The sequence below is a fragment of the Sphingopyxis sp. H050 genome, assembly GCF_001468265.1.
GTDB lineage: Bacteria > Pseudomonadota > Alphaproteobacteria > Sphingomonadales > Sphingomonadaceae > Sphingopyxis.
This window is the reverse complement of sequence record NZ_LNRZ01000002.1, coordinates 1-22753: the sequence shown is the minus strand read 5'-3', so window position 1 is coordinate 22753 and position 22753 is coordinate 1. Positions and strand designations below refer to the sequence as shown.

At 62.7% G+C, this 22753-nt stretch carries 22 protein-coding genes; 17 read left to right on the top strand and 5 right to left on the bottom strand.

Translation table 11 applies throughout. The features are described 5' to 3' along the window. Positions 1-76 precede the first annotated feature (76 nt). From ATE67_RS03220 to ATE67_RS03195, 6 genes are all read left to right on the top strand, one after another. Positions 77-739 (top strand): hypothetical protein, encoded by a 663-nt coding sequence (locus ATE67_RS03220; protein ID WP_058807947.1) that lies wholly within the window; start codon positions 77-79, stop codon positions 737-739. Next, positions 736-1752 (top strand): TraU family protein, encoded by a 1017-nt coding sequence (locus tag ATE67_RS03215; protein ID WP_058807946.1) that lies wholly within the window; start codon positions 736-738, stop codon positions 1750-1752. Before ATE67_RS03220 ends, ATE67_RS03215 begins: the two co-directional genes overlap by 4 nt. A 248-nt stretch (positions 1753-2000) precedes the next feature. Then, a complete protein-coding gene (locus tag ATE67_RS03210; RefSeq protein WP_058815258.1) occupies positions 2001-3857 on the top strand; it encodes a hypothetical protein in 1857 nt (618 codons plus the stop codon). A gap of 41 nt (positions 3858-3898) precedes the next feature. Then, entirely contained in the window at positions 3899-4969 is a 1071-nt protein-coding gene (gene traN, locus ATE67_RS03205; RefSeq protein WP_058807944.1) for a conjugal transfer protein TraN, read from the top strand. 217 nt (positions 4970-5186) lie between these two features. Then, the gene (locus ATE67_RS03200) at positions 5187-5798 is read left to right on the top strand and encodes a type-F conjugative transfer system pilin assembly protein TrbC (protein ID WP_331458739.1); all 612 of its coding nucleotides are present in this window, start codon (positions 5187-5189) and stop codon (positions 5796-5798) included. Further along, a complete protein-coding gene (locus ATE67_RS03195; protein ID WP_058807943.1) occupies positions 5770-6375 on the top strand; it encodes a S26 family signal peptidase in 606 nt (201 codons plus the stop codon). The genes ATE67_RS03200 and ATE67_RS03195 overlap by 29 nt, the downstream gene beginning before the upstream one ends. A 64-nt stretch (positions 6376-6439) precedes the next feature. Here the strand turns inward: ATE67_RS03195 and ATE67_RS03190 are convergent, their stop codons facing one another. From ATE67_RS03190 to ATE67_RS03180, 3 genes are all read right to left on the bottom strand, one after another. After that, positions 6440-6829, bottom strand: coding sequence for a type II toxin-antitoxin system VapC family toxin (locus ATE67_RS03190; RefSeq protein WP_058807942.1), 390 nt, complete (start codon positions 6827-6829; stop codon positions 6440-6442). Further along, complete coding sequence (locus tag ATE67_RS03185; RefSeq protein ID WP_156416920.1) at positions 6816-7088, bottom strand: AbrB/MazE/SpoVT family DNA-binding domain-containing protein; 273 nt, start codon at positions 7086-7088, stop codon at positions 6816-6818. The genes ATE67_RS03190 and ATE67_RS03185 overlap by 14 nt, the downstream gene beginning before the upstream one ends. Before the next feature lie 372 nt (positions 7089-7460). After that, positions 7461-8462 carry a GSU2403 family nucleotidyltransferase fold protein gene (locus ATE67_RS03180; protein WP_058807940.1) on the bottom strand — a complete coding sequence of 334 codons (1002 nt, stop codon included), beginning with the start codon at positions 8460-8462 and terminating at the stop codon, positions 7461-7463. A 402-nt stretch (positions 8463-8864) separates the two neighbouring features. On the opposite strand from ATE67_RS03180, the gene ATE67_RS03175 reads away from it, so the two are divergent. Next, positions 8865-9695 carry a conjugal transfer protein TraF gene (locus ATE67_RS03175; protein ID WP_231728031.1) on the top strand — a complete coding sequence of 277 codons (831 nt, stop codon included), beginning with the start codon at positions 8865-8867 and terminating at the stop codon, positions 9693-9695. Continuing rightward, on the top strand, positions 9692-10270 hold the full coding sequence (locus ATE67_RS03170) for a hypothetical protein (protein WP_231728030.1): 579 nt from the start codon (positions 9692-9694) through the stop codon (positions 10268-10270). The genes ATE67_RS03175 and ATE67_RS03170 overlap by 4 nt, the downstream gene beginning before the upstream one ends. A 35-nt stretch (positions 10271-10305) precedes the next feature. On the opposite strand, the gene ATE67_RS03165 is transcribed toward ATE67_RS03170, so the two are convergent. Next, positions 10306-11475, bottom strand: a complete 1170-nt coding sequence (locus ATE67_RS03165; RefSeq protein WP_058807938.1) for an ATP-binding protein — start codon at positions 11473-11475, stop codon at positions 10306-10308. 119 nt (positions 11476-11594) lie between these two features. Here ATE67_RS03165 and ATE67_RS03160 point away from each other — a divergent pair, with 119 nt between their 5' ends. After that, complete coding sequence (locus ATE67_RS03160) at positions 11595-13016, top strand: conjugal transfer protein TraH (protein WP_058807937.1); 1422 nt, start codon at positions 11595-11597, stop codon at positions 13014-13016. A 14-nt stretch (positions 13017-13030) separates the two neighbouring features. Next, positions 13031-16765, top strand: coding sequence for a conjugal transfer protein TraG N-terminal domain-containing protein (locus ATE67_RS03155; protein WP_058815257.1), 3735 nt, complete (start codon positions 13031-13033; stop codon positions 16763-16765). 10 nt (positions 16766-16775) lie between these two features. Here the strand turns inward: ATE67_RS03155 and ATE67_RS03150 are convergent, their stop codons facing one another. Beyond that, positions 16776-17072 carry a hypothetical protein gene (locus ATE67_RS03150; protein WP_058799779.1) on the bottom strand — a complete coding sequence of 99 codons (297 nt, stop codon included), beginning with the start codon at positions 17070-17072 and terminating at the stop codon, positions 16776-16778. 293 nt (positions 17073-17365) lie between these two features. Between ATE67_RS03150 and ATE67_RS03145 the strand changes: the two genes are divergently transcribed. The 7 genes from ATE67_RS03145 (at position 17366) to ATE67_RS03115 (ending at position 22633) form a co-directional block, all read left to right on the top strand. Further along, positions 17366-18088 (top strand): hypothetical protein, encoded by a 723-nt coding sequence (locus tag ATE67_RS03145; RefSeq protein WP_231728029.1) that lies wholly within the window; start codon positions 17366-17368, stop codon positions 18086-18088. Next, positions 18081-18764 carry an RES family NAD+ phosphorylase gene (locus ATE67_RS03140; RefSeq protein ID WP_058815256.1) on the top strand — a complete coding sequence of 228 codons (684 nt, stop codon included), beginning with the start codon at positions 18081-18083 and terminating at the stop codon, positions 18762-18764. The genes ATE67_RS03145 and ATE67_RS03140 overlap by 8 nt, the downstream gene beginning before the upstream one ends. 343 nt (positions 18765-19107) lie before the next feature. Further along, the gene (locus tag ATE67_RS03135) at positions 19108-19401 is read left to right on the top strand and encodes a type II toxin-antitoxin system prevent-host-death family antitoxin (protein ID WP_082639250.1); all 294 of its coding nucleotides are present in this window, start codon (positions 19108-19110) and stop codon (positions 19399-19401) included. Continuing rightward, positions 19398-19850: a type II toxin-antitoxin system VapC family toxin gene (locus ATE67_RS03130; RefSeq protein WP_058807934.1), complete on the top strand. Its 453-nt coding sequence runs from the start codon at positions 19398-19400 to the stop codon at positions 19848-19850. The genes ATE67_RS03135 and ATE67_RS03130 overlap by 4 nt, the downstream gene beginning before the upstream one ends. Positions 19851-19869: 19 nt before the next feature. Next, a complete protein-coding gene (locus ATE67_RS03125; RefSeq protein WP_058536454.1) occupies positions 19870-20793 on the top strand; it encodes a nucleotidyltransferase and HEPN domain-containing protein in 924 nt (307 codons plus the stop codon). A 255-nt stretch (positions 20794-21048) separates the two neighbouring features. Then, a complete protein-coding gene (locus ATE67_RS03120; protein ID WP_058536453.1) occupies positions 21049-21297 on the top strand; it encodes a helix-turn-helix domain-containing protein in 249 nt (82 codons plus the stop codon). Position 21298: 1 nt separating this feature from the next. Continuing rightward, entirely contained in the window at positions 21299-22633 is a 1335-nt protein-coding gene (locus ATE67_RS03115; RefSeq protein WP_058807930.1) for a type II toxin-antitoxin system HipA family toxin, read from the top strand. Positions 22634-22753 lie beyond the last annotated feature (120 nt).

Genomic DNA, 22753 nt, shown 5'->3' with positions numbered 1-22753 from the left:
CCGCTCGCAGTGGCCACATTGGTCCTGTCGCTGATCGGATTTCCCGACCCGCCCGCACATCATTGGAGACGGCGCCATGGGCTATAGCCACGAAGCTGTCGCGCGGCGGCGCGCCTGGCTGCTCGTCGCTTTCGCGAGTGGCGCAATCGCGAGCGCCTCGGCTGCAGCGGTCATCGCTACACGAAATAGCACAATCGGGCGCACCTGGGCGATCGCCGAACCCGACGCGCTTGCCGAGATCGAGGCCAAGGTCGCCACACTGCCCCGTGACATGAGCAAGAATTTTGGACCGCGTAGCCGCTGGAGCGCACTGAAGGCGGCCGCTCTGCCTCCGGCACCGACGGACCGGGTGCGGACGGTGGTGCCCTTCTACACGCTCGAATTCGACATCAAGCTGCCCGACGGGCGCATGGTCTACCCGAAGGGGTTCACCCTCAATCCGCTATCCTATGTGAAGATGCCGCAACGCCTTGTGATCGTCCATCCGCGCGACCTTGGCTGGGCGCTCCGGGTTGCCGGGCCGTCGGATTTTATCCTGCTCACGGCGCTTGGCTCCGACAGCGGCGATGCGATCGCACTCGGCGAACGGAGCGGCCGGGCAATCTACATTCTCGAAGAGCGGGTGAAGCAGCGTCTCGGTCTTAGCGCCGCGCCAGTGATCGTCGCGCAGTCGGGCACGCAGTTGGTGCTCACGGAATTCGGCCCCAAGAGCCGCACGCTGGAGGGGACCCCGCGATGACGCACCGTCTTTCGTTGTGCTTCGTCGGCCTGCTGATCAGTCTCGGCGTCTCGCTTGCCTGGCCTTCCCAGGCTCATGCCTCGAAATGCGAAGCCGGCACCATCTTCAACCCGATCACCAAGGTACGCTGGACCTGCGTCTTCCCGATCACCGTCGGCGGCGTCCGGATCGGAAGCTATGACAAACTCGACAAGGCACTCGACGCGCAATCGGCATCAAAGCCGCTTTGCGCCTGTCGCAAGGGCGTGCAGTTCTGGTTCGGGGTGAAGGTATCCTACTGGTCGCCGAACCGGATGATCGACGTCGTGACCGAGCCTGGCTGCATGATCGCGCTTGGCGCTGACCTGATGCCGACTGGGGGACGCTTGCAAGGGAGCCAGTCGTCGATCGCGGACGGCACCAACACCCGCAAAATGTTTGCGCAGATGCATTATTATATCTCGCCGGTTTGGGCGATGCTCGACATGTTCACCGACCTGCCATGCCTTGAGAATGACGGGTTCGACGTCGCGCTGATCACCGAGGTGCTGCCGACATGGCAATCGAGTGCCCTCGGCGCAATCATCCAGCCCGAAGGGATATTGTTCGGCAATCCCGCAGCAGGTCTCGCCTGTATGGGCGACAGCGCGGCCGCGGCCGCTGGCAAGGTCATCGATCCGCTCTTCTGGTGCATGGGGAGCTGGGGTGCGACCTATCCCGTCGCCGGCGACATCCATTTCGACGACAGCGTCGAGGCGTGGGCCGGTCTCGCCGCGCGCGGCACCTTCATGATGGGACGCCTCGGCGCGCTGACGATCAGCTCGGCAGACGGCTGCTCCTTCATCCCCCAGCCGATCTGGACCAAGTCGCGATACAAGCTCCAGATCATGGAGCCGGTCAAAGGCGGCAAATGCGTCAATATTGGTCGCCCCGGTGCGCTCTGGACGAGCGCCAAGCACGCGCCTGGCAAGGACAATGCCCAGTTCATGCTCTTCGAGAAGGTCATCTGCTGCGCCGGGATACCCGTGCCATGAGACCGCTGACCTTCCATCATTTCGCATGGCTCTCCGGCCTCGTTTGGAGGTTCGCCCGCCAAGGCCTCGACGGCCGCCGGTGGCCATGCGGAACTGGGGCGGTGCCGCCCTCCCCTCCCGGCACCGCCCCAGACCCGGCCAGCGCGGCTTCCGCGCCACGGCGGATCAGGCGCCCCTCCCTGAACCGGTCTGCTGTGGCAGCCGCGCTGGCCACCCTGATAGGCTCATCCCCAGCTCAAGCGCAGTCGATGGAGGAGCGGGCACGAAGCGCGGCCGAGGCATCGCGCGCGAAGAGCGGTGACAGCGAGGCGATCCAGCGCAACTATGTGACGCCCGGCCTCGCGGGACAGCCCGTCAGCACTGTCGATAACAGCAAGGCCTTTACGCCGAACCTGGCGTGCCGGAAGACCGCGACCTTGATGGAAGTGCTCGTCCAGCCCGGCGCGGGCGGCGACCTCGCCACGATCAGCGTCGCTCGCGACAGTGACCTCGACGGGACCATCGACGATCGATCGAGCCTCGGCGTGCCGGTCTCGGGCATTTGCGCGAACGGAGTCATCTCGTGCGCGCCGGGAACGTGGGAACAGTGCCGCCCTTTCCGGTGGGATGTCAGCGCGGACCGCCGGATCAAGTTGACCGAAGTCGAGCTACCCGAATTGGCCGGATGCTATTGCATCAACAACAGCTGCGGCGTGAACCTTGCCTGGGGTAATCTCGCATCGGTTCTGCGCGACCTCGGCGGCGGCATGATCGGGGCCTTGACCACGGCCGATCCCCGTTATGGCGTGGCCGAAGCGGTCATCGACGAGCCGGTAATCCGTTATGTCGGGTCCGAGACCACCGCCTGCACAGGCGCGCCGTCGCTTCCGCAAACAGCCTATCGCGGCAATCCTTCCGCAATCCAGGGCGACGCGAACGCGGCTTCCCAAGCCAGCTCGGTCTTCCAGGCCGTCCTCGCCTCGCCAGCGGGCACAGGCAAGGCCGAACAGACGCGGGCCTGCACGATCGAACGCGAGGTGACGGTGAAATCCTGGAGCTATGACGACATCGTAACGGCATCGGGGCCGTTCGAGTTCGTGCAAAGCTGCGGGCCCGACTGCCGGCGCTACCGGCTCGCGGGCGAGGGAAATTGCTCGGCCACCCCGCCGACCTACGCCGCCTTGTTCCGGGTGATGAAGCCCGAACGTATCGTCTCTGCGCGGATTACCCGCATCGCGGGCGACGATTGGGTCCAAGCGCGACTGAACGGCCAGGTCGTCGGCTATGCCGGCAAGCGTCCCTGGCTTGGCGACGGCATTCCGTCCGGCGACTGTTCGGTCGATCTCGACCCGGTCAATACGACGCCGATCGACCTGACGGCCGCGTTCAAGACTGGCGATGCAGAAGTCGCGATGCGCGTGCGGGGCGGCAACGGCAAGCGCTGGGGTGCCGTCGACGTCGAGGTCCGCGTCGATACGAGTTGCGAATTGTTCGAGCGCATCGTTGACCTCTGCTCAGGCTACGCGGCGGAGCCGGCCTGCCGCCTCGTCGATGAAAATGTCGACGGCGTAGAGACTTTCCGGAATGGCGCGGCGACAGGGTTGCGGCCCCTGCCCCAGACAAGGCTCTTCGGAAGCGCCGCCTGCACGGTGTCGCTCGGGCGTCCCTTCTTTCTCCGCTCGCGGCGCTATCGCTGCGCGATCGATACGGCCGATGTACCGCGACCGGACACCAGCCGGGGCGCTTATATCATCGATCACTCGACCGAGACGTTGCTCGGCGACCGCATCCGGCAGAAGGACGGCGCTTTCGTCACTTGGTCGACCGGCTTTTCGCTACCCGATCGCGGCAGTGTTCCGGTCTGCGAGCCGATCTGCAAGACGCGCGCGATCAAGGCGAACAATGGCGTGGCGCCTTCCGGCGTGGTCGGAGCCTTGCAGAACGACCCGAGCGGCACCGACATCTTCTATCATGGCTGCGACGGCGCCAATCGCTGCCCGGCGGGTCCCGGTGAGGAGGTCGTATCGGCGTGCGGTTGCCTCGACGATTTTCCAGAGGCGGTCGTCATGATGCAGTCAGTGCGGCTGGCGGGGGCGGATCTCGTTTGCACGGGGACGGTGCGATGATTCCTCACCGGCCAACAACCCTGTACGCTCTGACCCTCACGATGGCGCTCGCGTTCGCCTCGACACTCTGGACGCCTGCCGCCTCGGCGCAATCGCTCCAGATGTGCGCCGCCGATCTTAACAATAGCGGCGATGCGTCCGATCCGGGCGAGATTACCTATTGCCAGCCGACCGCCTCGGGCGCGTTCCTTTGCCCGATCCAGGAGGTCGCCTGCGCCGTCGATCCTGCCGGCGAATATAGCTGTCCGGCAGGACCTCAGTTCGCCTGCCTCACCAAGACTAGCGGGGGCGTGCCGTCCTGCTCGCCTAATCAATGTGCCGATCCCGCGGTCCGTCCGATCGAGGAAGAACCGGCGATCGCCGATCCGGGTGCCGTACCCGACGGTGCGGTCGATGCCGACGGCAATTGCCTTGGCGCAATCGAGATTTTCTCCGGGCGCGGCATGCGGTGCCGCCCGCCCGGGATCAGCACGACCTTGTCCGATTGCTGCAAGGACAAGGGCAAGATCCTGAAGGATGGCATGGGCTCCTCGATCGGATCGGTCGGCACAAAGATCGCGGTCGCAAAGGGCGTCTTCACCGGCATGCAGGCAGCTTATACCGCTTTCAAGGCCGGGGCCACGGCGAGCCAGGCGGCGAGCGCCGGCGCGAACGCGCTCATCGTCGGCATCGATCCAACATCGATCGCGATCAGCCTCGCGATCAATTTCATGATCGATTTCCTGTTCTCGGGCTGTGACCAGCAGGACATGGAGACAGGAATGCTACGCGGATCGGGCATGTGCCACGAGGTCGGCACCTACTGTGCCTCGAGTTTTCTCGGCGTTTGCCTCCAAAAGGCGCGCGGGCATTGCTGCTTCAACACCAAGCTCGGCCGGATCATCCAGGAACAGGGGCGTCCCCAGCTCAAGTCGTTCAACACCAATCCCTGGGGTACGCCCAAGAAGCCGCTGTGCCGCGGCTTCACACCGGAAGAATTCCAGGCGCTCGATTTCAGCAAGATCGACCTCTCCGAATATTATGCGGACATCGAGGCCCGCGCCCAGTCCGATATCCAGATCGACATGAAGGATCGTGTGGATGCGTATCTCAAAGCCGTTCAGCCGCAATAGCGCAGCCCTTCTCCTGTCCCTGCTCGCGGCAGGAGCCGCGCTGGCGCAGGATTCTGCCCGAACCCGAATGGAGGAGGAGGGACCCGCCGCCATGGAGCGGGTCGAGCGCGCGATTTCACGGCAGAAGGCGGAGGCTGCGCCCACCCCTTCTCCCACGCTCCCCCGAAACCAGCATGAGGCCGAACGGCGGCGCGCTTTTGACGGCTTGCGAAAGCGCATGCCGGACGCGCGGATGGACGCGCGTGCCCGCGCCGCCGCGGGTAACGGCGCGGCCCGTCTTGCAGCACAGCGCGAGGCGCAGGCGAAACGGCTGCGCCAGGCCCTCGGACTCGAGCCATCCGAAGAAAAGGCGCTCGCGAAGACCGTCCCGGCACCCGCGGCCAAAAGCTGGGTGCCCGTGCTCTTCGTATCCTCCTCGATGCCCGTCCCGGTGCTGCGCGCCTATGCCGCGCAGCTCGAGCGGGTTCAGGGCGTGCTGGCGTTTCGCGGCATGCCCGGAGGTTTGCGAAAAGTCGGACCGATGGCCAAGCTCTCGGCCGAGATTCTGCGGCTCGACCCCGGGTGCGAGGGGCCGGGCTGCGCAATGCGGAATGTCCAGATCATCGTGGATCCGATCGTCTTTCGGCAGCATGGCGTCACGCGCGTGCCGGCGCTGGCGATGATCCCCGGCGATCCGACCCAGGCGTATTGCGAAAGGGACGATGAGAGCCCCCGCGCCGCCTATCTGGTGTTCGGCGACAGCGCGCTCGCCGGACTGCTCGCGGAATATGCCCGCCTCGGCGGAAGCAAGGAGGTGCAGGATGCTCAGGCTCGCCTTGGTTCTCTTTAACGCGCTTGGAGCATTGTGGCATCGCTTGCGGGGCCTGCCGCGCGAAGCGGCATCCGCGCTCGGCGCGCCCGCGCCCGGCAGGCCGGCGGCACCGCGGCGGTTGTGGATCGCGCTCGCCCTGATCCTCCCGATCGCCTTCGGCGCGGCGGTGGCGATGCCGAGGATCGTGCTCGTCATGAGCCCGTCGATCGACGCCTGGGCGGTGCGCAAGGCGGCGGGTCCCATTCGCCGCGGTGATTATGTCATGTTCGAGCTGCGGCACCCGATCGCCGGCCCCGAGCCGGTGTCGGTAACCAAGCTTGCCCTCTGCGTGCCGGGCGATCGCCTCACCAAGATCGAGATGCCGTCGCGCATGTCCCGGATCGCGATGGACGCACGCTATTTCTGCAACGGTCACCGGCTGGGAACGACCCTCCCCTTCGCCGGCAACGGGATGAAGCTCGAGCATATGCAATGGAGCGGCATCGTGCCGCCCGGCATGGTCTATGTCGGCTCGCATCACCCTCAGGGGTTCGATAGCCGTTATTTCGGGCTTCTGCCGATCACGAAGCTTACCCGAATGGCCCGGTTGATCTGATGCGTGAGCTATTAGAACGGGTGTACTACCTGCACCCTTGCGGGTCCTTTTCACGCCGATAGAATCAGGGGATTTCGACCTGAATCGGCGAGAGTCCCTTGGCTGCCTTCACAAATTTGCGATCGAAGGTCAGAAATGCAGTGCAGTCGTCGGACTTGGCCAAATGCAAGGCATCGGCGAAGTCCATCCCCTCCACCATCCAATCCAGTGCCTGCGCAAGTACAAGAGGTTCCTCCAGCGTGAGGCCGGGGAGACCAGCCAGGTTGCGCAAGCCCCCAGCGATCTGAGCGGGTGTGAAATCATAGCCGCTGCGAAGGACCCATTCGCTTTCGAGCAGGACCGTCGTCGCGATGAAGATGTCCCCGGCCTCGATCGCCGCACGGGCGGCCTTTGCCTGCTTTTTATCGTCGGCGGTGAGAAAGCGAACGATGATATTGGTGTCAATCGCGCGCACGTCGTTTCGCCTCGCGCGAGATCGCTTCGTGCATGTCATCAATCGACAAGGCGGGTCCCTTATATGGCAGGGAACCGAACACAGAATCGATGCTGGATGCGGGGAAAACGGGGACTGGCTTAAGGAGCACGCCCTCGGCAGTATCCTCGACCGTTAGCCGTGTGCCAGCAGGCCAATGGCGTTGATCGCGAATGGTCTTCGGCAGGATGATCTGCCCTTTGGTCGATACAATCGTGGTCAACCGTTCATGCACGCCCACGGAAACTTCCTCCAAGTAAGACATCGGTAAGATAGAGACAGTTACCGCAATTGGCAAGGTCCAGCGGGATAAAGCTCGATCATATGCAATGGAGCGGTATCGTGCCGCCGGGCATAATCTATGTCGGCTCGCATCACCCCAAAGGATTCGACAGCTGCTATTTCGGGCTTCCACCAATCACAAAGCTCAAGCGAATGACGCGGCTGATTTAAGTCGAGGGTTCGCAGAGCGGTCGAGTGGCTTCCATGCTTCGTGAGGGGAGGAACAGTCCCGCTTCGCTCCACGATGATGCCTGGTCGCCCTTCAATCTGACCATTTCGCGTCAAAGTCCGTTGCTGTCTGTCGGGTCTTCGCGATGTTACCGCGCACGGCCTACCAGTCCGGCGATCGCGGCTGTGGGCGCCGCTCGGCCCAACGGACATAATAAGGCGCAAGTTCGCCGGGCAGCGCCGCTTCGAAGGCATCGTCGAGTGGATAGTGCGGCATAGCCTCGGCAACAGCATCGAGGAGAAGCAGCGCCTGCTTCAGGTCCTTGCCACGCTTGAGCGGGTGACGCTTCGATTGCCCGGACATCCACAGCTTCTGGAGCGCAAACCAGCGCGGATCGGGCGCAACGATGCGTGCCGGGCTGCCATTGCGGCAGATGACGACCTGGTCGACGGGTCTCCCCTCAAGCAGCCATTCCTGTTCGGGAAGCGGAATCGGCTGCGGCCGATCGGTACGTGCCATATTGGCCGCACGCGAAGGACCGGCGATGATTTCGACCTCATAGGCGTTGGCGTTGCGCGCCTGAAAGCTACGCCCGGTGTTGACTGTGAATGTCGCATCGACGGCTTTCAGCAAATTCCAGACGATCTGTGCATCCTGTTGGGGATCGATCTCGGTCCAAGCGAGATCGAAGTCGGCAGTCTCGTCGGGAAGTTCGGGAATGAAGCCGCCGGCCTCAAGTGCGTAGGCAGCAACTGCATTGGTTCCCACGACGAGCAGCGCGCCACCCAGCAGCCCTCGCCGATCGGCCTCGCGCAAAATGGGACCGGCTTCGTTGGCGATCATTGGCACGCGCAAGACGCGTGCGATCGAAGCGCTTTCATCGAGCGCCGATCGACTTGCGGCGGCTCGGGCCTTCAGGCCTTCTTTCTCATCACGATAGGCTTCGAGTTGCGCGGCCTGGGCATCCGACCATGGTCCAAGGCTCTTGCCATTGCCCTTGCGGTCGCGGATTTCATAAAGATAGGCTCGCCCGCCAACTTCCTTCCGCGCGAGGCCATAGGGAAGCTGGGCCAGGCCTCGCTCGGCCTCAATCCAGACCTCGTAGCGTTGGCGCAAATTGATGAGCGCCCTCGCCTGTTCATCGGAAAATGCCCTGATCGCCATCGGCAATTTATCCTGCGAATATTGGATTCTGTCAATTGCTGGATAAATCGCTCATATATAGATACTTATACAATCCCATTGAGCGTGTATCAGGGTTTTATCCTGCGATTTTTCGATTTTCGGATTTGCAGGACAAAATCTGATGACGTCGGCGGGCACATGAAACCACTCATGCTCCCATTGTGCGCATTTTGGTCCTTTTGGTGCATAATGAGTTACAAACGGCACTGAAGTGCCCCCCTTCTTGTCGCGCCGTCGCTCGATCCGCACGATGTCGGCATGACATATCTCGTCACCAAACACCGCGCTTTCGAAAAGCGGGCATCCTCCCAAGTCAGTGTAATGCCGTCGCGGCGCGCGCTACTACTGGCTTGCTCGCTTTGCGGTTTGCCCGTGATCGCCATGGCGCAAACCGTGGTCATCGCTCCGCCAGCGAAGCAGGGCTATTGGTGGTACGAGACGCCAGAGCCGAAGAAGGCGGACGACAAGAATCCGGAGGCGCTCACCAAACCCGTGATTCCACCGATGAAGGAGTTGGCGACCTGGACGCCGCCCAAGATCCGCAAGCTGATCGAGCAACAGCGCGACTATGCTGCGACGGTTTTGACCGTTGATGCGGTGGCGGACTTCTGGCGGCTCCAGGACTTTGCCCGGCGCAAGGCGCGCGCCTTCGCCGGGGTGACGCAGATCGCGATGCTCCAGCACCCCGAGCTCAACTCGAAATCCGCCAATCCCATGGTCGGTGACGCACGATCCGGGCTCACCGCCGAGAAGGACAGCATCCGCCGCGCCTATCTCAGAAGCCATGCCGGCGAATTCGCGCTCGTCATGTTCTCGCGTACGACCTGCGGCTATTGCCGCGTCCAATGGCCGATCATCCAGCGCTTCCAGGAAGAGATGGGCTGGCAGGTCACGCTCGTCGATCTCGGCAGTCGGCCTGACGTCGGCCGCCGCTTTGGCGTCGAGGTGACGCCGACCACCATGGTGATCCGCCGGGGCAGCCAGCAGCGCATGGTCATCGCCTCGGGGGTCGAGGCCTATCCCAACCTTTCGCAGATGGCCTATCAGGCGGTCCGGCTCCTGCGCGGAGACATCCGCCCCGAGCAGTTCATGACCGGCCCCGGCGAGGATGCCGGCTTCTTCGATGCGCTGGGCAATGGCCCGGTTTCGGCCACGGACCCGCGCGTAATCGGCGGCGATCTCGTCGAGACCCACGTGGGCGTCGAACCGTGACCCTCTTCCATATCCTGCTCGGCATTCCCGGTCTCGTGTTCGCGATCGGATCGGCCGCAACCGCTCAGACCGTGTCACGCGAAGACGCGATGCGCGCGGCTATCCATCCGGTTCGCGATAACGGTGCGATGCAGGCCTGGCTGTCACGCGTTCCCGTCACCCGCGACTTCCCGGACGATTTCACGAGTACGCTTAGCGGCCACGGCCAAGCTTTCACAATCGAGATGAGCACCGCGCCGGGCTGCCTTCCATGCGCGGACCTCTGGACCAAGCTCGTTGCACTCGGCCGGCACTATGGCTGGCAGGTCCGGACGATCGGTTCGCAAGAAGCTATGCTGCGCTCCGGGCGTCTCGGGCTTCCCTGGGTCGGACACCCCGTGGCCTGGGTTCGCCCGCTCGCGGACGTCAATCGCACGATCCCGGTCGCGGTCGGGACCGATCATCGTCCCAACCTCGCGCGCAATCTCTATCTCGCGGCGAAGATGGCGACGGGCGTGCGCCCCGATGTCGGGGTCCGCGCCATGTCCAAATTCACCGGCATAGTCGGCGTGCCCGCGCGGGCCAGCACCCGGTGACCACGAACAACGTCCGCCGCTCCCGGAACGGGTGGTCAGCCGCCGAGCGACAGCAATTCCTGCGCTGCGAATGGGAGGGGCATCGCCTCTACCCCCTCCTTCAACGGGAAGGCCTCAGCGCCGGGATAGATCGCAATCTTGCGTTGGGGCTTAAGGTCTTCGCACGCGCTGTAGAATCCGCGCTCCATTTTCGGAGCGAGGCTGCGCTTGATTTCGATCGCCCAGAGCGCACCGCCCGGAAGGCTCAGCAGAAGATCGATTTCTGCACCGGCGGCCGTCCGATAGAAGTTCGCGGTGCTCCCTTCAGGCGCGGCTGCGATCATGGTTTCGATGACGAAGCCTTCCCAGCTGGCCCCGGCGACGGGATGTCCCAATATGTCGTCAAGAGTCGTCAGGCCGAGCAGATTGTGCACCAGGCCGCTGTCGCGAACATAAACGCGCGGCGACTTGACCAGGCGCTTGGAACCATTGCTGTGCCAAGGCTCAAGCCGCCGGATGAGCAGCAGATTTACGAGCAGGTCAAGATATCCCGCGACGGTCTTGGAATCCACGCCGAGGCTGCGCGCGAAGTCCGATGCGTTGAGCAATCCCGACTGGTGATGCGCAAGCATCGTCCAGAAACGCCGCAGCGTTTCCGCCGCGATGCGTGGTCCCAGCATCGGAATGTCGCGTTCGAGATAGGTGCGAACAAAATCCTGCCGCCAGCGCTGGCTCACTCGGTCGCTGATTGCCAGAAAACTGTCGAGGAAGCCGCCGCGCACCCAAAGCCGGTCGAGATCCTTCGGCGGCACTTCGAGAGCATCGAGCGGACGCATTTCGAGATAACTGATACGGCCCGCAAGGCTTTCCCCGGATTGAGCGAGCAGGTCTATCGAAGCCGACCCCAAGAGAAGGAAGCGACCGACGCGAAGACCCTTTTGGCGTCCGCGATCAACGAGCCCGCGCAGGATCTGGAAGATGCCGGGCATGCGATGAACCTCGTCGAGAATGACGAGCTGTTCCTCATGGGCCGCGAGATAGAACTCCGGATCAGCAAGCTTCGCCCGGTCGGCGTCCGATTCGAGATCGAGATAAATCGAAGGGCGCCCCTCCGCTATTTCGTGGGCAAGCGTCGTCTTGCCAACCTGCCGCGGCCCAAGCAACGCGACAGCGGGCACCTCGCCGAGGCGCTCCGCGAGCTCCTGCTTGATCCTGCGTTCAATCATCCTTGCATATTCGGAGTTATATTCCGAAAATGCAAGGATGATATGGGATGCCTCATCACCCTGCAACCCGGGCTTGGCGGGCCGGGAGCGGGATCTTTGCCTTCCAAAGGAAACCCGCCATGTCCACCTCCCCTCCCCGCACGATCCTCGCAGCCCTCGCCTTGTTCGCCGGCTTTGGCTCGGCGCCTGCACACGCCCAAAGCTGGGCCGAGAGCTGGTTCGACAATGTCACTTATACCTCGCCGGGCTCGTTCGAGGACCAGACGCGCGGCTATGTGACCGCTGGCGGCATGTCGGGGCGGGTCGACGTCCATAATGATTATCTCATGTCGATCAGCCTGCCCAAGGTGCGTGCGGGCTGCGGCGGCATTGACATGTTCCTGGGCGGCATGTCCTTCCTCGACCCCGAATATCTCGTCCAGAAACTCGAGAGCATCCTCCAGGCGGCACCGGCGGTCGCATTCCAATATCTTCTGGAAACCCTCGACGAGAAGATGGGCAACATCATCTCGAAGATGGAGGCGGCGACCAATTTCCTGAACTCGATCCAGGTCAACGACTGCCGCCTTGCCAACCGCATGGTCCAGATCGCCAAGGGCGACGACAATATGTCGGGGATCATCGAGGAGATGACCGGCTATCGCTCGATCAAGCAGGGCTATGCGAAAAGCTATCAGCAGAGCCGAGAGAAAATCCAGGCGAACAACAACAACCCGACCGAGGATCTGAAAGACGCGCTCGCCAATTGTCCGCGTGACGTCACCGACATCTTCCGCACGGGCTCACTCCTCGCCCATGCCGCGCAGCGGGTCGGTGCCGGCGAATGGACGGGCGTGATGCGCGCCCGGGTCGGCGACGTCTATATGCGCTGGGACCCGTCGGACAAGGTTCCGTTGTTCACGGCCATTCCGCAATGCCCGGCGCAGGACAGCGAGAGCGCGCAGGATTTCCTGACCGGCAAGGTCCAGCGGCGCTCGCTCAGCGTGCCGCCGACCGGTGCCGACTGCTCACAGGATGGAGCGGGCCGCGGGGCGCTCCTCCTGGCGCGCGAGCGGATGCAGTCGATCGCCACCAAGATCCGGACCCGCGCGGCGCTCAGCCCCGAGGAGCGCCAGTTCGTCGCGAATGTTCGCACTCTTCCTGTCTATCGCATGCTCGAATGGGGCGTCCGTCAGGGCGTTGTCGATTCCGTCATCGCCGACACCGACGAACTGGTGGCGCTTACGCTCGCCTACCAGATGCTCAACGATCTTACCCGGACGATCGATTATGCCCTCACCAACGCCGAACGCGGATCGGCCGCGGCGGGCGCGGCCGACGCCAACAACGCGAATGTTTGCCAGACCAGAATCCTGTCCAAGGGCCTCGAACAACTCCGCGACCTGCGCGACGAGGTGCTGCGCCAGCGTGCACAGATGCGGCAGAGCTATCTGGCTGCGATGTCGGCGGCGAACCTTTCGGCGAGCTATGCGGGACTGGTGCGAGAGCGCGACCGCGATGCTCGCGACGCCGCCGGCACCGCCGCTTCGCGCAATCCGTGACGAGGGCGACCGCAATGCGCCGCCTTCTTCGCCTAAGCGCCGGACTTCCCGCCCTTCTCGCCGCCGGTCCCGCCTGGGCGATCGATACGAGCTTCCACACTTATAATGGCTTCGCCGAGACGGTCGATGCGTTCCGGCTCGTCTCGATGATCTTCGCCGATCCACGCTATGAGACGTTGGTCCTGATCATCGCGACCGCCGGGATCGCGCTCGGCGCGGTCATCGCGAGCGTTCGCGGCTCGGGAATGGGCCTCGTCGGGTTCGGTTTCCAGATGTTGTTCGGCATTGGCCTGTTCGTGGGCCTTATCGCGACCACGGGCACGGTCCATGTCTATGACCGGGTGCGCAACGCCTACCAGCCGGTTGGCGACGTCCCCAATTTGCTGGTGCTGGTGGCGGGCGCCACGAACATGATCGAGCGCGCGATCGTCGAGACGATCGACGACAATACGCTCGATCCTGGTGCCAAGATCGAGTTCGGCGCCGGCGGCCACGGCTTCGATCTGCTGCTCAACGCGGTGAGCCCGCGCGGGCCGATGACCGACACCTTCCTCGATGCCACGATCAAGGATTATGTCCGGCAATGCTATCCGGTCGCCAGGGTATCTGCGGCCTATGGCGTCGATGACGATAAATTGTTTCACACAGCAACCGACCTTCCCGAAGCATTCGCGGCGATGGCGGGGCCGGCGACCTTCTCCACGGTCTTTACCGCCGCCGACAAGGGTGGGTCGACGATGAGCTGTTCGGACGCTTGGACCCATATTTCGGATCGCCTGTCCGACCCGACGCTGTTCGACGGCTACACAAAGCAGATTTGCTCGCGAACCGGCTATGACGTCGGCAGCGCGCAGCAGCTGGCGCGCTGTCGGCAGCAGCTTGGCGATCTCGGCCAGATGATGCTCGGCCACCCGCTTACCACCCAGGCGCTCATGACCCACGTGCTGCTCGGCAATACGGTAGGCGATGTCCTGTTCGAGGACTCGCCCGCGAGCGCGGCGCGCGTGATGGCCAATCGCGCGGTCATGTCGAACGGGCTCGCGACTTTGTCGGTCGCCAATGAATGGATGCCGACAATCCGCGCGACGGTGTTCGGGATCATGCTGTTCATGATCCCGGTCGCGCTTCTCTTCATCCTGACCCCGATCAATCTCCGGGTCGCAAGCTTCGCGCTCGGGCTGTTCGTCTTTGTCGCGCTCTGGGGCGTGATCGATGCCGGCATTCATCAGCTCACGCTGGGGCGGGCCATGGCGGCGCTCGAAGAGGTGCGCGCGAACAGACTCGCGGCGAACGCCTGGTTGCTCGCGCCGTCATCGGCCATGAAGGCGCTCGCGGTGTTCGGGACCTTCCGGACGGCGGCGGCCGGGATCGCCGGGGCCTTCGTGTTCACGATCTTCCGGTTCAGCGGAAACGTCTTCTCGTCCTTCACCCACGGCGCACAAGGGATTGCCGGCGGCGCGGCGGCCGTGGCCGCACCGATGACCACCCCTGAAGGGCAGGCGTCGGCACTCGAAGCGCAAGCCTCCGCGCTCGGGACACGCGCCCGCGCCTCGGCGGCGTCGAGCTTCGGCGATTTCGGCGAGCGCACGACGTTCAGCGCCAACCGCTCCTTCGGCGAGGCGGGCCGCATCCTCGGTGAACGGCCCGGCACCCCCGGCGGTACGGCCATGGCGCTGGGCGGGATCGAGGGATCGCGCGCGCTCGGCGGCCTTGCCCCCGCGCTTGCCGGGCGCGATCTCGCCGATCCGGATGCGGCGCGCGCGGTCCAGGCGAGCGCAGCGACCAGCGCTATCCACCAGTTCGCGCAGCAAGATGCGCTTCGTTCGCTCGGCACGACCTATTTCGGCAAGGGCGAAGCAGGTGAACGTGCCTTTGCCTCCTTTGCCCAGAATCTGGTACAATGGCGCGCGTTCGGCGATCAGCGCGCCTATGGGATGATGCAGCAGGCCGCGACGCGTCATTTCGAACGTAACGGCTATTCGAAGGACGACGCGGCGCTGAAGGCGTCGGGTGTCATCGGCGAAGCGCAGGCCGACCCGACCTTCGCGAAGCTCATAGCCAATGCCTATGACCAGGAACAGATGATCGCGAACGACCTCACCGCCGCACAGGTCCAGGCTGGCGCGATGGCTGGACGCAGGGACTTCGCAGGGGAAGATGTTGCTGGCGTCGAGCGCGCGAATGTCGCGACCGAACAGGCGTGGCGGACCGGCAGCAATCAGGGTCAGCGTGGTGCGGCGGGCATGCTCGGCCTTCCGGTTGACGAGACTGCCCGGCGCATCTCCTTCATCAACGCCTTGTCGGGCGAGGCGCGCAGCAGTGCGATTACGCAGCTCGCGCGGTCGACGGGACGCAATGAAGCGCAGGTCATGCGCGCACTCGAGCAATATAATGCCTCGGTCTCGGTTGGAACCGCCGACGGGGCGACGGCCGAGGCCGGGCGCGAGGGCGCGAGCGTCTATGGACGCACTCGTGAGGCAGCCGGCTATGACTTCGCGGAACGGTCGGGCAAGCTCGATGCGCAGCGCGAGGTGGGAACGAGCGGCACCCGTGCCGCAGCGCGGATCGGTGAACAGCGGCGGCAGTCGGACAATTTCGGGTTCGCGCAGGGCGCGGCCGCGGCCGGCGTTTCGACCCGCGAAGCCGCGCAGCTCGACAGCTTCATCCAGGCGCTCAGCCGCACGGCGGGCAATCAGGTCGATATGGCCGCTGGCGGCGCTGCCGGGATCGCCGATCGCGCGCGCAACGAGCGGACCACGAGCATCGTAGACAAGGAGCGGCTTACCCGTATGCAGGGGCTGCTCCGCGCGCAGGGCATCACCATGTCCAAGCGCGACCTTGCGCTCGCGCAGAATGGCGATCTCGGTCTCAACCTCACAGCGGCGCAGGCCGCACAATTCCACCAGGCCGGGCTCATCAACGACAGCCAATATGGCGCGCTCGCCAATGGCGGCCATGCGCGTTTCAGCTTCGCGAATAACGATCTGCTTGTATCAAGCAGCGCGAGCTATCAGCAATCTGCGCGGAGCGACACGAGTACGCGGTTCGAGGCGGGCAAACAGGCCGGACCCGACACGATCGAGCATTTCCTCGGCGGCGGCGCGGAGGGGCAGCGCGCGATGGAAGGGTGGCTCAAGGGCGGATTCGAGATGGACCGCCAGGGCAATTGGCGGCTCAAGCCGCAAGTCGCGGACACGCTTCAGCGCGACGTGCAGGCGATCATGGTCCAGACAGGATGGCAGCGGTCGATCACGCGGAGCGCCAGCGACAGCATTACCATGGGTTCGACGATCGACGCCGAGATCTCGGGCGGAGCCGGAAGCCGAGGCGCGGCCGCAGCGTCGCGTGCGGGCAACCGTCAATCGCCCAGCAAAGATCATTATGGCCGATCCGGAGCCAGCCTCGGCGGTTCGAGCAGCGACATGGGCAATTCCACCGAAGATGCCAATGCCAATCTTGATATCGTGAACTATGATGTTCGCGATGCGATCGCCAAGGCCGAGCGTGCGGCGGCCAGGTCGTCCGTCCCCGAGAAGGCCTTCAGCTCTGCTCTGTCGCGCGAGGTCCTCGGCAGTGATGGCCTGCGAAACCGTTATCTCCGGCAGGCCGATGCGAGCCGCGGGACGGATGACATTACTGGACCCCTGACATCGATCGAGCAGCGATCAGTCTTGAACAGCGGAAGCTTCTCGACCGACCTCGACAACGGCTGGACCGATGGCAACTCCGAATTCAAGGAACGCAAGTAAGGCGCCACCTTCAGTGCCGCTTGTGGCCAATCCAGAGAGGACCCGAGCGCGGGTCGAGCGGATCCACGTAACAGGGCAAGCCGCTTGGTCCACGTTCCGGACCGAACCGTTCGTGGGGATCATAGTCGCCGGACCAATCGAAAGGGCCTATCCGCTCTTGCGCAAAGCCCAGCCCGAGCACCATGAGTGCGGTCGGCGGAAAGAAGAAGACGTTGAGATAGCCGGCAAGTGCGAGATCATAGAAATCCGCGATCAGCGGCACTTGCGACGAAAGCGCCATTCCCGCCCAATAGGCGGGGATCGCCACCCACCAGAGCCGAGCGTACCATGGGCGCCAAAGATAAGCGGACAAGGGCGCCCGTTGCACCCTTTCCGGAGGATTTTCTTCCTCGCTATCCGTCGTTTGAAATTCGCGTGTCATCTCGATTGATCCCGGATATCCTATCATGTGGGCTGACCTAGCCCAACCAATTTCTTCCATCTTTCCTCCGACCCCGAGGGACAATCGCCGCAAATCTTGCGGGATTCCGGCAAACTTCGATTGCGCCTTTCCCGCTCGCGATGTCGATCCAACCTTTCTCTTGAATATTTCGAAGATCAATGTATATGGATATTCATTATATCCCATTGGACATGCGCATGGCTGCGACCTTTCCCACCGAATTGACGACAATCGGCTTCGAAACACTCGCAGGCACGGCTTCCGAGGTGCGGCGGAAACTTGACGCCGCCGGCGACGATCAAGTCGTGGCGTTCACCATGGAACATGGCAACAAAAAGCTCGCGAAGGCGGTCGAAGAGGCGATTCAGGCGATCGCACCTCTCGTGCTCGCTGCCGTTGCTCGCCGTGAGCAGCAGGCGCTGGAGACGATTGTCGATGCGCTGGTACCGCAGGTTCCGCCGCCGCAGCATCTGCTTGCAGAGGCCCGGATGAACGCCGAGGCACGCAAGCATGTGCTTGAGACTGCGGATTGGCTCACGGCCGCGCAGCTTTCGGAAATCGCAGGGTTCAGTGGGCAGAATGCCAGCGCCCAGCCAAACAAGTGGAAACGCGAGGGCCGTATATTCGCGATCCGTCGCAACGGGAGTGACTATTACCCTGGCTATGCGCTCGACCCCGACAGCGGATATCGGCCAGCCAAGGGGCTCGCGCCGATCCTGGCCCTATTCGACAGCGAACTTGACGCATGGGACGTCGCGATCTGGTTTGCCTCGGTGAACAGCTTCCTTGACGGCAAGATACCAAAGGATTTGCTGTTGGGCGCTCCAGATCGCGTTCTTGCGGCAGCTCAAGACGAAGTGGCCGGCGTGCTGCATGGCTAGGAAGAAGGCCGCTTCCTCCACGCCGCCGCCCACTCCCCCTCCTTCACCTCCGGCAAATCTGGATGCGCTCGTACGCCGGGTGACCTGGCCATCGACCAAAATCATACACCGGGTCCATCCGGAGGCATATGGCGCTGACGTCTTCAATCCCGGTCCGAAGGGTAATGCGCGTTTCAGTCCCATCCTTGACGCCAAGGGCAAACCGGTTCCGACCATTTACGGCGGTGAGACCTTCGATTGTGCCGCCATGGAAACCGTCTATCACGACGTCCCTTTTGTGCCCGGACTCAAAAGCGTCGCCAAGCGCAAGCTCCGCGGCCATCTCTATTCGCAGTTCGCCAGTTCCTCCGACCTGACGCTGGCGGACCTGCGGGTAACCGCGCTGCGGAAGCTCGGGGTCGCGCGCACCCAGCTCATCGATACCGAGAAGGATCGCTATCCCTATACCCGGAGCTGGGCGGAGGCGATCCATGCGCAATGTGCAGATGTTCAGGGATTGTACTGGGTATCGCGACAGGATGACCGGGCGCTTGCCATCGTTCTGTTTGGCGACCGGATTGATCCCGGGCTGTTGTCACCGCATGGCCCTTCACTCGACATCGTCAACGAACCCGCCATTTTTGCCGGGATTGTTCTGCTCGCCGACAGAATTGGCGTGAAATTGACGGGGCGATGACCAGGATCATGTGATGCCATTCGGGTGGAGATTCCTCCAGAGCGGCCTGCACTTGTGTTTCCTGTTCCATAGCGAACATCCTCGGTTGGCTCGTATCATGACGGCGGATCGACCCCAAACAAGACCTCCCCCTCCTCTCTCACAACCCATGAAAATTGCCGCAAGATCTGCGGCATCTCTCATGGAACGCCATTGAATACGCAGCTATCCAAACGATCGGGCATCGCCTGATGGAGCCGAGCCGTGCTGCCCTACTCAACTCCTCCTTCGAATACGATATCCGCTATTGCCGTTCGATCGAGGTGTCGCTATATCTGACTAGCTAGTCAGAAGAGGTGTGAGTATGGTTGCCCGCAAGATTGCTCGTGGCGCACCCGGCGTTCGAATGCGGAGCTGGAAGCTGGAGGATGCCAAGGCACGATTCAGCGAGGTTGTTCGGCTCGCCGAGAGCGAAGGTCCCCAACGCGTTACGGTGCGCGGGCGCGAAGCGGTCGTAGTAATGAGCGTGGCTGAGCTCAACCGGCTCCTGCCTGATAATCCCGAACAGCTCTCCTTGGTGCCCTTCCTAGAAGGGCTTCATCTCGATGGACTCAATCTGGAGCGCGAGATTGACCGTGGACGAGATTTTGCGTTGTGATCGGGTGGCTGCTCGACACTCATATTGTTTCAGCGCTCGCAAGCCCCAGTGGCGCGCCATCGGTCAAGTCCTGGGCGTCGACGCAGCACGAGCAACGCATGTTCGTCAGTGTCCTGACGCTCGCGGAGATCGATAAGGGCATCCACAATCTCGAACCGGACCATCCCGATCGGTCACGCTATGCCGTCGCCCGGGACGCCTTGGCGACGCGGTTCGCCGATCGCATCCTTTCGGTCGATGACGCGGTGATATACCGCTGGGGCGCGATATCGGGCGAAGTGAAGCGGCAGACCGGGCATGCCCCGTCTGTGATCGATACGATGCTTGCCGCGACCGCTGTAGAGCATCACCTGATCTTGGTGACGCGGAACGCGAAGGATATCCGGCACAGTGGCGCGGTCATCTTCAACCCTTGGGAAGACGACCCTTCCCTCTTCCCGCTGACATGATGCTGACGAGATTTATGACGTGAAAACCGACCTCGATAATCTCCCTCCCGCAAAACAGCGCGAGCTTGAGCGTGTCGTCCAGATTCTGTTCGAGGAATTCGGCGATGCCAATGGCCAGGCGACTGGCAACCGCCGGCTCGGCCGCATTCTCAAAGTCATTCTCTACGGCTCCTATGCGCGCGGCGGTTGGGTCGACGAGCCGCATACGGCGAAGGGCTATCAATCGGATTTCGACCTTCTCGTGATCGTCAACCAGAAGGAGCTCACCGACCGGGTCGCCTATTGGGAACGCGCGGAGGAACGGCTCAACCGTGAGCGCGCGATCACGCAGACCCTGAAGACGCCCGTCAATTTTATCGTCCACAGCCTCCAAGAAGTGAACGATGGCCTCGCGCATGGCCGGTATTTCTTCATGGACGTCGCGCGCGACGGCATCGCCCTCTATCAGGCTGACGAGAGCGAACTTCACAAACCGAAACCGAAAGCGTCTGGTCAGGCGCTTGCATTGGCAGAAGAGTATTTTGAAGAATGGTTCTCGCTGGCTGTAGCCTCTCAAAAAGGAGCTCTTTTCTACATTTCGCAGAATGAGCATCGGCACGCTGCGTTTTCGCTACATCAAGCCACCGAGCAGTTGTACCATTGCGTCCTCCTCGTCCTCACCTTCTACACACCCCACGTCCACAATCTCAACTTTCTCCGCACGCAAGCCGAGCGCGCCTCCCCGCGCCTGTTCGACGCCTGGCCGCGCGATACGCAAAAGGAACGCGCACGGTTCGAGAAGCTGAAGGATGCCTATGTGAAAGCGCGCTACTCAAAACACTACAAGATCAGCGAGGAGGAATTGACCTGGCTCTCCAAGCAGATCGAGGCCCTCGGGCAACTCGTTCATATGGTTTGCACGGCGCGTATCGAGGAGCTTCGCGCCTCCACTTCATCGGAATAGTCGCTCGCCCCCTCCTACCTGAGCCGCTCAAAGCGGTTCCCTTTGCGCGACTCGATCCGAGCACCACCGTCTATTCTCGCTATCATTGGAACGACGCTGACCTTGGTATACTCTGCAGTGGCCCCTTCCGTTCTAGCTCCAATTTCCGCTTCCGGCTGCACAATATACCCTGCAGGGTGTAATGAAGGATTATACCCTGCAGGGTATATTGCGTTTTTATACCTTAAAGGGTATATCGACGCCCGGAGGCACGGCATGAATCAGATGGTACGAACCGCTACGCAGCTAGGCGCCTATATTCAGGACGCCCGCGCCCGCAAGGGCATCTCGCAGCAGCAGCTTGCCGAGATGATCGGCAAGCATCAGAAAACCATATCGAGTATCGAGCAGGGCAGCGACGGCACGAAGCTCGACACGCTTCTCCTCGTGCTCGCCGCACTCGATCTCAACATAGCAATCAGCGCCCGCACCAAGGGAAACCAGAATATCGGCGACATCTTCTGACATGGCGCGCGAGAAGACGCACATCCCGCTCGACATCCTGATAAACGGGCGTCTTGCGGGTCAGCTGGAAAAAGAAACGAGCGGCGCGATCAGCTTCCGTTACGATGAAAGCTGGCTTGCATGGGAGCATCGCTTCGCGATTTCGCTCTCGCTTCCGTTGCGCCGCGCCATCTACCGCGGCGCCCCCGTGGTCGCCGTGTTCGACAATCTCCTTCCCGATAATCCCAATATCCGGAGGCGAGTTGCCGAGCGCACCAGCGCCGCAGGAACCGACGCCTACAGCCTGCTTGAACAGATCGGCCGCGACTGCGTTGGCGCGATGCAATTCCTGCCGCACCACGAAGGCGACGGAAATCGCACCATCCACGGCAAGCCGATCAGCGACAAATCGATCGAGAAAATGCTCGCAAATCTTAGCGGCGTGCCGCTCGGTATCGATCCCGAGCACGAGTTCCGGATTTCGGTAGCTGGTGCGCAGGAAAAGACCGCGCTGCTTCATTTCGAGAGAAGATGGATGAAGCCGATCGGCATCACCCCGACCACGCATATCCTTAAGCCTCAGATCGGCGAGATACCGACCTCGACCGGCGTCATCGACATGGCCGCAAGCGTCGACAACGAGCATTATTGCCTGGCGCTTCTCGAACAGTTCGGCCTCTCCGTTGCCCAGACGCGCATCACAACCTTCGGCAAGCGCCGCGTGCTCGTCGTCGAACGTTTCGATCGCCAATGGCGCGGCGACAAGGACCTGCTGCGCATTCCGCAGGAAGATTGCTGTCAGGCGCTCGGTATCCCGCCGACCCGCAAATATCAGTCGACCGTCATCGGCCATCAGAACGGGCCGAGTGCGGTCGACATTTTGAAACTGCTTGCCGCGAGCGACGAGCCAGCGAAGGACCGCGCCGATTTCTTCAAAAGCCAGATCATATTCTGGCTGATCGGCGCGACCGACGGGCACGGCAAGAATTTCAGCATCTATCTACGCCCTGGCGGCGGCTTTGCCCTCACCCCTTTTTACGACGTGCTGTCGGCGCAACCGGCGTTCGACAAGAAGCAGATTCCGAACAACCGCTACAAGCTCGCGATGTCGGTCGGCACCAACCGCAAATACAAGATTCTCGACATCTGGGGCCGGCATTTTGTCGAAACCGCGCGCGAAGCGGGGTTCGGCAAAACCCAGATAAGGGCAATGATCGACGATATTCTTGCGAAGGCGCCAAGCGCCGCCGAACGGGCCCTCGCCCGCATGCCCAAGGATTTTGCAACCCATATCCATGAAAGTGTCGCTGGCGCGATCGGGGCGCGCCTGTCGCGCCTTGAACATGTGCATCAGTAGTTGGCAACGGCCGCATTTCACGTAAGCGTGAGCTGGAGGCCGCAGATCAGGCGGCTTCGGCGATCGGTTGCTGATCTGGCTGCCAGTTCCAAGGCATGAGTTCATCCCAGCGCGTGGCAG